The sequence below is a fragment of the Thermopetrobacter sp. TC1 genome (assembly GCF_000746275.1).
Taxonomy (GTDB): domain Bacteria; phylum Pseudomonadota; class Alphaproteobacteria; order Rhizobiales; family Aestuariivirgaceae; genus Thermopetrobacter.
This window is the reverse complement of sequence record NZ_JQKX01000001.1, coordinates 44275-57630: the sequence shown is the minus strand read 5'-3', so window position 1 is coordinate 57630 and position 13356 is coordinate 44275. Positions and strand designations below refer to the sequence as shown.

General features: G+C 63.3%; 13 protein-coding genes. 4 read left to right on the top strand and 9 right to left on the bottom strand.

What is annotated here, in order from left to right:
* The first annotated feature begins 434 nt into the window (after positions 1–434).
* A complete protein-coding gene (locus tag EK16_RS11220) occupies positions 435–1235 on the top strand; it encodes a pentapeptide repeat-containing protein (protein WP_051928685.1) in 801 nt (266 codons plus the stop codon).
* A gap of 137 nt (positions 1236–1372) precedes the next feature.
* Positions 1373–2458 (top strand): 50S ribosomal protein L11 methyltransferase, encoded by a 1086-nt coding sequence (locus tag EK16_RS11215; RefSeq protein ID WP_081910091.1) that lies wholly within the window; start codon positions 1373–1375, stop codon positions 2456–2458.
* Between the two features lie 148 nt (positions 2459–2606).
* On the opposite strand, the gene EK16_RS00150 is transcribed toward EK16_RS11215, so the two are convergent.
* Positions 2607–2813, bottom strand: coding sequence for a DUF1127 domain-containing protein (locus EK16_RS00150; RefSeq protein WP_038033347.1), 207 nt, complete (start codon positions 2811–2813; stop codon positions 2607–2609).
* A gap of 525 nt (positions 2814–3338) precedes the next feature.
* Between EK16_RS00150 and EK16_RS00145 the strand changes: the two genes are divergently transcribed.
* On the top strand, positions 3339–5213 hold the full coding sequence (locus EK16_RS00145) for an aminopeptidase P family protein (RefSeq protein WP_038033371.1): 1875 nt from the start codon (positions 3339–3341) through the stop codon (positions 5211–5213).
* A 10-nt stretch (positions 5214–5223) separates the two neighbouring features.
* On the opposite strand, the gene EK16_RS00140 is transcribed toward EK16_RS00145, so the two are convergent.
* The 8 genes from EK16_RS00140 to EK16_RS00105 all read right to left on the bottom strand — a co-directional run bounded on the left by EK16_RS00140 (position 5224) and on the right by EK16_RS00105 (position 12167).
* The gene (locus EK16_RS00140; protein WP_038033345.1) at positions 5224–5469 is read right to left on the bottom strand and encodes a ribbon-helix-helix domain-containing protein; all 246 of its coding nucleotides are present in this window, start codon (positions 5467–5469) and stop codon (positions 5224–5226) included.
* A 123-nt stretch (positions 5470–5592) separates the two neighbouring features.
* Positions 5593–6990, bottom strand: coding sequence for a class II fumarate hydratase (gene fumC / locus EK16_RS00135; protein ID WP_038033369.1), 1398 nt, complete (start codon positions 6988–6990; stop codon positions 5593–5595).
* 142 nt (positions 6991–7132) lie between these two features.
* Positions 7133–7408 (bottom strand): hypothetical protein, encoded by a 276-nt coding sequence (locus tag EK16_RS00130; RefSeq protein ID WP_038033342.1) that lies wholly within the window; start codon positions 7406–7408, stop codon positions 7133–7135.
* Between the two features lie 71 nt (positions 7409–7479).
* A complete protein-coding gene (locus EK16_RS00125) occupies positions 7480–7731 on the bottom strand; it encodes a MoaD/ThiS family protein (RefSeq protein WP_038033340.1) in 252 nt (83 codons plus the stop codon).
* On the bottom strand, positions 7716–8135 hold the full coding sequence (locus tag EK16_RS12080; protein ID WP_156098391.1) for a hypothetical protein: 420 nt from the start codon (positions 8133–8135) through the stop codon (positions 7716–7718). The genes EK16_RS00125 and EK16_RS12080 overlap by 16 nt, the downstream gene beginning before the upstream one ends.
* 51 nt (positions 8136–8186) lie before the next feature.
* Entirely contained in the window at positions 8187–9431 is a 1245-nt protein-coding gene (locus tag EK16_RS00115) for an NAD(P)/FAD-dependent oxidoreductase (protein ID WP_038033337.1), read from the bottom strand.
* Positions 9432–9634: 203 nt separating this feature from the next.
* The gene (locus EK16_RS00110; RefSeq protein WP_038033334.1) at positions 9635–11485 is read right to left on the bottom strand and encodes an aldehyde ferredoxin oxidoreductase family protein; all 1851 of its coding nucleotides are present in this window, start codon (positions 11483–11485) and stop codon (positions 9635–9637) included.
* 205 nt (positions 11486–11690) lie between these two features.
* Positions 11691–12167 (bottom strand): 4Fe-4S dicluster domain-containing protein, encoded by a 477-nt coding sequence (locus EK16_RS00105; RefSeq protein WP_038033332.1) that lies wholly within the window; start codon positions 12165–12167, stop codon positions 11691–11693.
* 182 nt (positions 12168–12349) lie between these two features.
* Here EK16_RS00105 and cysK point away from each other — a divergent pair, with 182 nt between their 5' ends.
* Complete coding sequence (cysK, locus tag EK16_RS00100; protein WP_051928686.1) at positions 12350–13348, top strand: cysteine synthase A; 999 nt, start codon at positions 12350–12352, stop codon at positions 13346–13348.
* Positions 13349–13356 lie beyond the last annotated feature (8 nt).

Sequence of the window (13356 nt, the reverse complement as noted above, 5' to 3'; positions counted from 1 at the left end):
GCTTTCGCCGGTATGACGATGTGTTCCTTGCGAGACGGGGATTGCATCCCCGTCCCGGACGTTTGGGCAGGGATTGTATCCCTGCCCATCAGCCGATGCCGCAACGGAAGACATGGCCGGGTTGAAAACCCGGCCAAAACGTTCCGGAAGGGGATGAAATCCCCTTCCGGCGGAAGTGTCCCGGCTGTCCAGGGGCGACTGGCGGTGGGGGGTATGGAAGAGAAGGCGGTGTGTCTGAGCTCAGTCCGTGCGGAGGACAGCCTTAGATAAAAGCCATGCGGTTCACGTTTGCCTTTCGCATATCCTTTCATGAAGGCGCCGGATTGCACCCGTGCCCTTAAGCGGCGGGGCGGGGCTGTTTGCTTGGGAAGTGGATGGTCTATAATGCGGCCTGCAAACGATAACGATCCTTAAAATCAACGGGAGGAGACGCAATGCGGGCAAACAGGCCGGAAAGGCGCCGGGCTGCCTGGCGGCGGGCCGGCGTGCTGGCAGGGGCGGCTGCAGTGTTTGTGCTTGCCGGTGGCATTGTGGAGATGCCGGCGCAGGAGCGGGAAGGGCCGCGGGTGCGCCTGCCGAAGGGCGATTGCGCGGCACCAAAGCCGAAGACCGATCTGCGCCATTGTGATTTTTCGGGGCGCAACCTTGCGGGCATTGATCTGCACGGGGCGAATCTCACGGGCGTGAAGTTCGACAACGCGAAAATGCCCGGCTGCGACCTCATCGGTGCGCGGCTGCGCATGAGCTCGTTCAAATGGGCGGATCTTTCGGGCTGCTTCCTGGAATACGCCGACCTGAAAAGCGCCGATCTGTTTCACACCAATCTCGCCGACACCATGCTGCGCGGAGCGGATTTCAGGCGCGCCTTCCTGTTCGGCACGGAATTTTCCTTCGCTTACGGGGATGACGCCGATTTCTCCGAAAGCTTCATGAAGGACGTGGTGATGGAAAACTCGCGCTTTCGCCGCGCCCGCTTCGTGGGGGCGCATATGCTGCGGGCGGTGATCATTGGCGGTGATTTTCGCTGGGCCGATTTTCGCAACGCGGAGCTGACGGGTGCGGCGGCCGAGGAGAGCGACTTTTCCGGCGCGGATTTCCGCGGGGCCAATCTCTCCGGCGCCTCGCTCACCAAGGGCCGATTCATCGGCGCGCGCTTTGCCGGCGCCCGCATGAGCAACGTGCGCTCGCAGGCGGCCATCTTCCTGGGTGCCACCGGCGTGCCCGGCAAGCGCTGAACGACTTTCTTCCAGGGGCCGCACCGGCATTTTCGTGAAATAAGGGCGTATGATGCGCGGCATCTCTCGCCTCGCATGATCGCTGCGGTATATAACGCCCGCAGGAAAAGGGAGATACCGTTGCGAAAGGAGCGTTCATGAGCGCATTGGTGCGCATGCTGAGCCGGGCCCTGCCGAAAGAGGCGGCGGGGCGGCTGGCGACGGTGCTGTCCGAGGCGGGGGTGCCGGAAGCGGCGGCGGTTTCGGTGTTCGAGGTGGATGAGGCGGCCGATCTGTGGCAGGTGGAGGCGCTTTATGAGGCGCCTCCTGATATTGAGGCACTGGCGGCGGTGCTGAAACCTGCGGGCTTTGCGCCATCGGTGCTGCGGGCGGTAGCCCTGCCCGAGCTGGACTGGGTGCGTGAATCCCAGCGGCGGCTTTCGCCGGTGCGGGCCGGGCGCTTCTTTTTGCATGGCCGGCATGATCGCGGGAAAGTGCCTGCGGGCAGCATCCCTCTTGAGCTGGAGGCGGGTCAGGCCTTCGGCACCGGCCATCATGGCACCACCCAGGGCTGCCTGCTGGCTTTGCAAAAGATGCAACGGGCCGGATTTTCTCCCCGTCAGGCGCTGGATGTGGGCACGGGCTCGGGCGTTCTCGCCATGGCGGCGGTGCGGCTGTGGCACATTCCGGTGCTGGCCACGGATATCGATGCCACCGCGCTGAAGGTGGCGGCTGAAAACTTCCGTCTGAATCAGACAAGGCCCCTGGTGCGCACGGTCGTGGCCGATGGCGTGCGCCATGCGCTGGTGCGCCAGCAGCGCCTGCCCCAGCCCCCCTGGCGGGCCGGAGGGCGGCGTCGGCCAGGCCAAAGGAACTTCAAACGCGTACACACCGGCCCCGCTGCACAGGGGGCGGAGGCGGCCCTGCGGCGGTTCATGCCCCTGGGATACATACGTCTGGCCACTGGATTTGGCAGCGGACGGCGGCGCGTTGCTGTTAAAAAGCAAAGGGCGGCCTGTCGCGGCTATGATCTGGTCATGGCCAACATCCTTGCCGGGCCGCTGCGGGCCATGGCCCGCACTATAAACGCCTGTGTGGCGGATGGCGGATGGCTTGTGCTCTCCGGCCTTCTCATTGAGCAGGAGGCCATGGTGCTGATGCGCTATACTGCACTGGGTTTTGAACACGCCTTTCGCATCCGCAGTGATGGCTGGTCCACCCTGGTGCTGCGCAAGGGGCGCTGATGCTGGCGGCATCGGACAAGGGATAAAAAAATCCCCGGCCGGGAGGGGCCGGGGAAGTCTTGAAGCCAGGGAGGAAAGAAGAAGAGGGAGGGAAGAAACTTCTTTGCCTGGCCTGCTTCGTCAGAGGGAGGGGAAACCGATCTTAAACTTACTGACCCCAGACCTTCTGATGGATTTCGCCGCGGGTGATTCCGAGATCGGCAAGCTCGCGGTCGCTCATCTCCATCAGCTCCGCCTCGGCGCGCTGGCAGGCGATGCGGTGACGATACCGGGCAATGGCCTGCTTCACGCCCTGGCGGACGGTCTCGAGCAGAGAGGGCAACCTGTCTGCATGGGCATGCGCGAGAATGCTCATGGCTCCTAACTCCGCGTTCACACGAGGGAGTGCGATGGCCTGGTTGTCGCGGTGTTTCCGGCGGGGGAGGGCGCCCCGCCTTGCCAACCCGTGCAGCCCGACCAACTGTTCGCCCCCTATATGAGGGCGTTCTCATATAAGGACAAGCGCAAATGCGGAAATCCGGATATGCACTGAATGCATACCTAATGATGCGTTTATCTTATTGAAAAAGCTGTCAAATTTTGAACTGGTCGAAACCAGGCCACAAAATGTTCACATTTCAGGGCGCGATCTTTGGCCTTTCGCCGCATCGCCTTTCGGCCAGAAAAGCATACGGCGCTTTGCTCCGCGCTTTTGTCGGTGAGGGCCGAATGGGCCGGATGAAGGGAAAAATGCCGCTTTTCTCTTGATGCCCTGCCCTGGCCCGGGCATCACCACACAGGGAAGGCCTTGAACGCGCACTCTTTACAGGACAAGGGCATGAGCCTTTCGCTGTTCTTGCGTTTGCGGAAGTGGCCTCAAAAAAAGCACAAGGATCATGGCATGAGCTGCCGGATAAAACGCACGCGATTTCAGAGCTTTGTTGATGATGCCGAGCCGGAAAAGGCAAAAGAGCGGCTTGATGCCTTAAGGGCATGGATGCGGGCGGAAAAGGTGGATGCTTTCGTCTTGCCGCGATCCGATGCCTGGCAGAACGAATATCTGCGCGCCTGTGATGAACGGCTGAAGTGGCTGACGGGATTTACCGGTTCGGCCGGTTTGCTGGTGGTGCTGGCCAAAGGGGCGGCGCTGTTCGTGGACGGGCGCTATACCATTCAGGCGCGCCAGCAGGTGCGGGGCGATCTGTTCGAAATCCTGCAGGTGCCGCATGTGAAGCCGCAAGACTGGCTGGCAGAGCGGCTTGAAGCCTCAGCGCGGGTGGTTTTCGATCCGTGGCTGATGACGAAAGGCCAGGCGGGCCGCTGGCGCAAGGCACTCAAGAAGCGCGGTGCGGCTTTTGAACCTGTCTGGACCAATCCCGTGGATGCCTTGTGGGCAGACAGGCCGCCGGAGCCAGACACCCCGATCTTTCTGCAGCCTGAGTCTCTGGCCGGGCGCTCCGTGAGCGAAAAGCTTAAGGATGTGAAGCGCGCCCTTGCCGAGCGGCAGGCGACACATGCGCTGATCACGCTGACGGATTCGATCAGCTGGCTGTTCAACATCCGCGGCCGGGATATTCCGCACACGCCGGTGGTGCTGGCCTTCGCGCTGGTGCCGCTTCAGGGGCCGGCCCGCCTGTTCATCGCGCCGCAGAAAGTGCCGGATGATATGCAAAAGGCGCTTGCCGGGCATGTGGAGATCCTCGCTCCCGAGATGCTCAAGACGGCCATTGCCTCTCTGCCGGGAGAGGCACGGGTACTCATCGATCCGGCGCACGCGGCCGAGGCTTTGTATCTGTGGCTGGAAGAGGCGGGGGTTTCCGTCGTTGAGGGCGAGGATCCCTGCCTGATGCCCAAGGCTTGCAAGACGGAAGCCGAGCAGGAGGGTATGCGCGCGGCGCATATGCGGGATGGTGTGGCGCTGTGCCGTTTTCTGGCCTGGCTTGAGGAGGCGGCTGCGCGCGGGGAGGTGGACGAGATCGACGCGGTGGCGAAGCTTGAAGCATTTCGCATCGAAACAGCCGAGGCGCTGGGCAGCGCGCTTTTCGACATTTCCTTCGACACCATCTCCGGTGCCGGGCCCAATGGTGCCATCGTGCACTACCGTGTCACCTGTGACACGGTGCGGCCCTTAAAACCCGGCTCGCTTTATCTTGTCGATTCCGGCGGGCAGTACCGGGACGGCACCACGGATGTCACGCGCACGGTCTTCATCGGCCCGCCTGATCTGACGCCCCGGCCGGAGCAGAAATTTCATTTCACCCTGGTGCTGAAAGGCATGATTGCGCTCTCCCGCATTCGTTTTCCCGAAGGGACCACAGGCGCGCAGCTGGATGGACTTGCGCGGCAGCCCCTGTGGCAGCACGGGCTGGATTATGATCACGGCACCGGCCATGGCGTGGGCGCCTTCCTCTCCGTACACGAAGGGCCGCAGCGCATCTCCCGGGGCGGCGATGTGGCGTTGCGCCCCGGCATGATCACCTCCAACGAGCCGGGCTATTACCGCGAGGGGCATTACGGTATCCGCATCGAAAACCTCATACTGTGCAGAAAGGCCGAGCGGCGGGAGGGCGAGGAGCGGGCCATGCTCTCCTTTGAAACGCTGACACTGGCGCCGATCGACAGGCGCCTGATCGAGCCGTCCCTGCTGAGTGCCGAGGAACGCGCCTGGCTTGATGCCTATCATGCGCATGTGGCGCGCGTAATCCTGCCGCTGCTTGAAGAGCTGGGCGATACATCAGCGCAGGAATGGCTGAAGAAGGCCTGCGCGCCGCTTTGAGATAAAACGCTTATGCCTCCGGCGGGCGGGCGCCGCTGATCTTGCGTTTCAGCCAGCGCAACACAAAGATACGCGCGGCCGAGGACAAGGAGCGGCGGCCGCGGCTTTCATCGATGTCGCTCAAAAGCTGCGATATGGTCTGCCCCCGCTCGCGGGCAATGGCCTGCAGCTCCTGCCAGAATTCATCCTCCAGGGAGATGCTTGTGGCGTGTCCGGAAATGATCACGGATCGCTTCTTTGGCCGCGGATCGGTCATGGCTGCCCATCATTTGCGGCAGATGGCTTCCTTATCTTTTCCTAGCGCAGGAAACTCATCTTGTGCAGCCTTGATCGCATACGGCACGTTGTGATCCCGCCCGCATCAAGAGACGGCCCATAATCACTCGGAAGGGCCGATCATCTTTTCGGGGCGGACGATGCGGTCGAATTCTTCCGCGGTGACGTAACCCAAGCGCACGGCTTCCTCCTTCAGCGTGGTGCCGTTGGCATAGGCCGCCTTGGCGATTTCCGCAGCCTTGTCATAGCCGATGACCGGAGCAAGAGCGGTAACCAGCATCAGGGAGCGCTCCATAAGTTCGGCGATGCGCGCGCGATTGGGCTCAATGCCGGCAAGGCAGCGGTCGGTGAAGCTTACGGCAGCATCGGCCAGCAGGCGGGTGGACTGCCAGATGTTGTAATAGATCACCGGCTTGAAGACATTGAGCTCGAAATGTCCCTGGCTGCCGGCCATGGAGACGGTGACGTGATTGCCCATGACCTGGGCGCAGACCATGGTTAAGGCCTCGGCCTGGGTGGGGTTGACCTTGCCGGGCATGATGGAAGAACCGGGCTCGTTTGCGGGCAGGATCAGCTCGGCCAGGCCGCAGCGCGGGCCGGAGCCCAAAAAGCGGATGTCGTTGGCGATCTTGAACAGGGAGGCGGCGGTGACGTTCAGGGCGCCTGAGAGCTCGACCATGGCGTCATGGGCGGCCAGGGCCTCGAACTTGTTGGGCGCGGTGCGAAAGGGCTGGCCGGTGATCTCGGCGATGAAGCGGGCAACGAGCACATCGAAGCCCTTCTTGGTGTTCAGCCCGGTGCCGACGGCGGTGCCGCCCTGAGCCAGGGCATAGAGCCTGGGCAAGGTATCGCGCAGGCGCTGAATGGCCAGACGCACCTGCTGGGCGTAGCCGGAGAATTCCTGCCCGAGGGTCAGGGGCGTGGCATCCATGGTATGGGTGCGGCCGATCTTGATGATGTCCGCCCAGGCGGCGACCTTTTCCTCCAGAACACGCAGCATGTGCTCCAGCGCGGGCAGCAGCCGGCCGGTGAGCTCCTCCACCGCGGCGATGTGCATGGCGGTGGGAAAAGTGTCGTTGGAGGACTGGGAGCGGTTGACGTGATCGTTGGGGTGGACGGGATCCTTCGATCCGATCTTGCCGCCAAGGATTTCAATGGCGCGGTTGGCGATCACCTCGTTGGCGTTCATATTGGTCTGGGTGCCGGAGCCGGTCTGCCAGACCTTCAGCGGAAAGTGATCGTCAAACTTGCCTTCCATCACTTCGGTTGCGGCCTGCACGATGGCGCGGCCGATGCGCTCATCGAGAACACCGAGGCGCATGTTGGCCTCGGCGGCGGCGCGCTTGATGATGCCGAGGGCGCGGATGAGCGGGCGCGGCATGGTCTCGGTGCCAATGGGAAAGTTCTGAAGCGAACGCTGGGTCTGTGCGCCCCAATAGCGATCGGCGGGGACCTTGAGCTCACCAAACGTGTCCTTCTCGATGCGGTAATTCTCGCTCATGATCGCAAACCCCGTTGTTTTCTTCTGTCCGCGCCCGTAGCTGCCGGCGGTGCTGATCGGATTCTTTGTCTTGAGAGGGGTAGGACAGGCGGATGCGCCGGACAAGGCGGGAAATGGTTCAAGACTGGAGATGGCTTTCTCATCAGCCGCCGCCGCGGAAGGTGAGACGGCGGAAGCGATCAAGGAAGTCCCGGCGGTCTTCTGGTGCAAGGGCGGAAAGGTCCAGGCGCAGGGCGAGGCGGGGGAGTGTGAGCGCGCCGGTGCGCCGCGGCGGCAAAGGCGTGATGTGCAGGCGAGCGGCCCCGATGCGCCAGGTGCAGGCAGTGATTGTTTCCGTCTCAGCGGAAAAGCCGGACAGGGCCTTCAGCTGACGGCGCAGCTCCTTCAGGCTGAGGCTCATTTCCATCTCCACGATCATGTCGGAGTGTTCATGATGGATTGAGGAAAGCAGCCTTCGTTTCAACGGCCTGATGTGGCATCCCTTCTTCATCAGCCACCGGCCACGGGCGGCCAGACAGCAAGGGCGGCATCCGGCGAGAGCCTTGTGCTGGCGCGCTCTTCCGGCGCGACATAGCGGCCGTCGATCAGGGTCATGTGCACCTCTTGCTCCGGGATGCCGAGGCGGGTGAGCACATCGGCCACGGTGGCGCCTTCGGGCACGTCGATCTCGGCCGAGGTGGCCGTGGCGTTGGCGGGCAGGTATTTCTGCAGTGTTGCGAAAAGCTTTATCGTGATGCGCATGGGGGCCAGCTATTCAGGGATTGACCATTTTCCAGGCGGAAGACGGCATCGCGCAAGGTCCAGAGACAATCATACATGCCTTTTATCAGGCAGGACATGGTTTTCTCATCTTTCGGCACGCGATGGTCTTTCACGCCGCATTTTCTGTGCAGGGCCCTTTGCCAGGCCCGGTGCGCGGCCTGCACGCGGGATGCGGCCTTTTCTCCCAGATCGTCACTTAAGTGCTGCCACCAGACCTCGACTTCCGATGTGTAATGGCTAAGTTGCTCCCGTAATTCCGCGATGCACTTTTTCCTGGACGGATAATCGGCGCAAACGTTTTGCCCGGCCCGGGCAAAAGGCGTGGCGGTCAAGAGGATGAAAAGGGCGAAAATTCCCAACCGATATGTCGCTTGCCTTCTCATCGCACCTGATCCGCATTGTGGGGCCCAATCGCACCGGTGGCGAGAAGGGCTTCAGGACAGGCCGCGGGCGAGATCGACATAGGCCTCGGCCACGCGATGGGGCGTTTTGAGCAGGCGTTCCTTCCAGGGGCCCAAGGCCATGCGCCCCTGAATGAGGCCGCGCAGCACGCCGACCATGTTGACATGCCCCGCCGTCTGGGCGCCGATGATGCGGTCCTCGTGAAACTCCAGGCGGATATAGCGCCAGTGATCGGGATCGTGCAGAACGGCGCGTTCGCCGATTTCCAGGCCGTCATGGCGGCCGAAGCTGGTGGTGATCAGGCCCATGGTGTCCAGCACGTTCATGGGCAGGGCGCAATGATATTCCGCCGGGATGCCGGCCATGTTCTTTGCGGCGATGACCGCCTGTTCCACGGCAACGGGCTGAATGGCAAGCGTGTTGAGATCGCCGGTGGAGAAATCGCAGCCCTCGGCACAGTCGCCGGCGGCCCAGACATCGGGCAGGGAGGTTTCCATGCGGGCGTTGACGATGACGCCGGTGCGCTTCTCGATGCCGGTGCCGTCCATGCACTCGATGTTGGGGGTGACACCGGCGGCAACGACCAGCAGATCGGCGTGCAGGGTCTCGCCGTTGGAGGTGAAGACCTCAAGGCCCTTGTCCGTTTCACCGACGCGTTCGATGCGGGTGGAGGTCAGGACGCGCACGCCATGATTCTCGCACCAGGCCTTGAGCATGTTGCCGGCGGTCTCGTCCAGCATGCGGGGGACCATGCGGTCCTCGATCTCCACCACCGTGAGGTTGACACCGCGGCGCACCAGCGCCTCGAGGATGATGGAGCCGATGAAGCCCGCGCCCATGAGCACGACGTCGGATCCTTTCTGCGCAAAGGTCTCGATGGCGCGGGCATCGTCCAGCGTCCAGCAATGGCGCACGCGCGCGCCTGAGAGGCCTTCCACCGGCGGATTGACGGCACGCGCGCCGGTGGCCAGCAGCAGGCGATCGTAGGGCAGGGTGGTGCCGTTTTCGAGCGTGACGCTCTTGGCCGCAGCATCCACCGACTTGACACGGCCGCGGATGAGCTCAATGCCCTGTTCGCCATACCAGTCCAGCGGGCGGTGCAGCCAGGTGCCCTGTTCGTCGATCTTGCCCTCGAGGTAATAGGGAATGGCCATGCGGGAATAGGGCGCCTCGCCCTCGCCGTCGATGAGGGTGACGCGGCTTTGCGGATCCAGCTTTCTCAAGGTTTCCGCTGCCCGCACGCCCGCGGGCCCGGCACCGATGATGAGATGATGCATGGCCTTCTCCCTTGCACTGGCAAAACCGTGAATAATATGCTGCGCGCCCTTATGACCCCTCTTCCCGGCAGGGAGAGTGACAGGGAGGGGGCGGGCAACAGCATCAGGCGTCCATGGCCCGACCCCCTCCCGGCGCTTTGCGCCGACCTCCCCCTACCAGGGGGAGGATTTCTGGTTGGCCATTCTTGTCATTTGGCCAGCCGTCATGCCAGGCCGAGGCGCGCCAGCGTATCCTGGGTGGGCACGCCTTCCGGCGTCCAGCCGCGCAGCTGATAGTATTCGGGCAGCATCTCCTCCAGCCGGTTGACCATGCCCTTGGCCGGGCCGGTCTTGGCCGCCTCCTTGAGGATGCGCTGGGGCAGGGTGTCCTGATCGGGCGTGATGCCGGCATCGAGGTTGAACTTGCGCTCGAGGTTCCAGATGCGCTCGCCCACCTCGAGGAGCTTCTCCACCGTCCATTCGCCCTCGCAGGCGGCATCGACCTGCGGCGCGATGTCCTCCAGAGTCCAGGCGAAGGTGGTGAAGATGCACAGGCCCGTGGAATCCACCGCGGCGGTGGCGTCCTGGAAGGCCTTGACCAGCGCCGCCTTGCCCTCGGTGACCAGCGGATCGGTCTTCTCGGGAATGCCGAGAACCTCCGAGGCCACGGTGTAGGAACGCAGATGGCAGGCGCCGCGGTTGGATGTGGCGTAGGTTAAGCCCATGCCCTGAATGCCGCGCGGATCGTAGGCCGGGAACTCCTGGCCCTTCACGGTCATGGACAGCTCGGGCTTGCCGAACTTCTCGCACAGGCGCTTGGACCCCAGGCCGAGGAGCTTGCCGAACTCGGTGCCGTCACAGAGGGCATCGATGGCGGCAACCAGCGCCTCGGCGGAGCCGAACTTGAGCTCAATGCCGCCGGTGTCCTCCTTGGTCATGGCGCCGGTTTCATACAGCTCCATGGCGGCGGCGATGGTGGCGCCGGTGGTGATGGGATCCAGCGCGTGCTCGTTGCAGCGGTAGTTGCAGTAGGTGAGCGCCTCGAGATCGTTCACGCCGGTATCGGCGCCCAGGGCCCAGGCGTTTTCGTATTCGACACCGCCGGAGGGGTGATGATACTCCGGCTTGTCCTTCACCGAGAAATGGGTGGGATCGATGTTGGACAAACGCCCGCAGGCGATGGTGCAGCCGAAGCAGCCGGTGTTGCGCACGAGATTCGGCTTGCCGTCGGAGCGGCGCGGGCGGTGCATGGCCTCGCCGGAAATGTCGTCAGCGCCCTCGAACTGCACGTCGCGGGCATTGCGCGTGGGCAGGGCGCCGATCTCGTTGATGACGTTCATCAGCACCTGTGTGCCGTAGGTGGGCAGGGCCTGACCGGTCACGGCATTGTCGGCGAGCACCTTCTTGGCGGCGGCCACGGCGGCCTCGAAGGCTTCGGGATCCGCCACCGTCACGCCTTTGGTGCCGCGCACGGCCACGGCCTTGAGGTTCTTGGAGCCCATGACGGTGCCGACGCCGGAGCGGCCGGCGGCGCGGTGCTTGTTGTTGACAACGGCGGAGAAGAGCACGCCGATCTCACCGGGCACGCCGATGCCGGCCACCTGAAACAGCGGCTCCTGATGCTTCTCCTTGATCCAGTCCTCGGCATACCAGATGGACTTGCCCCAGATCTCGGAGGCGTCATGCAGCTCGGCCACATCATCCTCGATGACGAGGTAGACGGGTTTTTCCGCCTTGCCCTCGAAGATGATCATGTCCCAGCCGGCGTTCTTCAGCTCCGGGCCGAAGTAGCCGCCGGAGTTGGAGCAGGCCACGCAGCCGGTGAGCGGGCTTTTCGTGATGACGGAATAACGGGCCGAGGTGGAGGCGCCGGTGCCCGTCAGCGGGCCGGTGGCAAAGATGAGCTTGTTGTCCGGGGAGAGGGGATCGACCTTCGGGTCGATTTCCTCGGCCAGATACTTGGTGGCCAGACCGCGCTGGCCCAGATACTGCATGGCCCACTCCATGTTGAGGGGCTCTTCGCTACAGGTTCCTTCGGTGAGGTTCACGCGCAGAATGCGCCTGGCCCAAGCCATTGTCTCACTCCTCCCTCAGCCTTACCTCGCTGTCCCGGCGCGGTGATGCCTTAACAGGTGCGGTCATCAGCCCGGGCGCTTCATGTTCCATTCGGATCCGATCGATATGTGCCCGACAGGTTCCATGTGGGCGGGATCTTTAGTTCACGCCGCGAAAATGCGTACTGCCGCTTCCGGGCAGGGCAGGGGCGGCGTGATGCCGGCCTTATGCGCTGGCCTGCGGCGCGGTGTCGGTTTTCGCCGCCCATTCCCGCATCTTCTCGTAGCCCTGCACCGCGATGTCGGTATAGACGATGGCGTCGGTGGGGCAGGCCGCGGCACAGGCGGGATCGCCGCCACAGAGGTCGCACTTGATGACCTTGCCGCTTGCGGGATCGTAGTTGATGGTGCCGAAGGGGCAGGCGATGGTGCAGACCTTGCAGCCAACGCAGATGGCCTCGTTGACCACCTTCACGCCGTTCTCGTTGGTGATGGCCTCCACCGGGCAGACCTGCTGACACCAGGCCTGATCGCACTGGGTGCAGGTGTAGGGCACGAACTTGCCGCGCTCCTCCTGAAAATCGAAGACGACGATGCGTGAGCGCGCCGGATTGTAGGCTCCCGTGTGGCGGCTGGAGCAGGCCAGCTCGCATTGCCGGCAGCCGGTACACTTGTCGGGATCGATGACAAGCGCCATTTCCATGGTATCTTCCCTCCCCGGACGATGAATTGCTGTCCGATCATGAACTGTGGTCGGAAATCTCTCAAGGACATGTCGCGATCACCCGCAAGGGTGGTTCGACACGCAGACCATTTCACACCCCAGGAAAGGGTTCGTCAATGGCCGATAAACAAGAAAACACTCAAAAGGATGTGCGTTCCGACATGACCGGGGCCCAATCAGGCGAGACGGGGCAGGCGAAAGCGCGCCTTTCCGTGGCAGCGCCTCGGGGACGCATTTTCGATTCGATTACGGAGACCATCGGAGGCACGCCGCTCGTTCGCCTCAATGTGCTGCCGGCGGAAGCCGGGTCGAAGGCGGAGGTGCTGGCCAAGCTCGAATTTTTCAATCCGCTCTCTTCGGTGAAGGACCGCATCGGCATGAACATGGTGCGGGCGCTGAAAGAGCAGGGGCGGATCGGCGCCGATACGGTGCTGGTGGAGCCGACATCGGGCAATACCGGCATCGGGCTTGCCTTCGTCTGTGCGGCCGAGGGCATTCCGCTGATTCTGGTGATGCCGGAGAGCATGTCGGTTGAGCGGCGCAAGATGTTCAAGCTCCTGGGGGCGCAGCTTGTGCTGACACCGGCGGAGAAGGGCATGAAGGGCGCGGTGGAAGAGGCCCGGCGCATTGTTGAGAACACGCCGGGGGCGATAATGCCGCAACAGTTCGAGAATCCCGCCAATCCCGAAATTCACCGGCTGACGACGGCGGAGGAGATCTGGGCCGATACGCAGGGGGCGGTGGATGCGGTGGTTGCCGGCGTGGGCACGGGCGGCACCATCACCGGTGTGGGCCAGGTCTTGAAGGCGCGCAAAAGTGATGTGCGCATGATTGCGGTGGAACCGGCGGAAAGCCCGGTGCTTTCCGGCGGCGCGCCGGGGCCGCACAAGATCCAGGGCATTGGTGCCGGCTTTGTGCCGGATGTGCTCGATACCGGCATCATCGATGAGGTAATCCGCATCGATTCCGACACGGCGATGGAAACGGCGCGGGCGCTGGCGCGGAAGGAGGGGATTGCCGCCGGTATTTCCTCCGGTGCGGCGGTGGCAGCGGCGCTGCAGGTGGCGGCGCGGGATGAGATGGCGGGAAAGCGCATCGTCGTCATCGTGCCGGATACGGCAGAGCGCTATCTTTCCACCGCCCTGTTCGAGGGGCTTTAAGCGAGGGA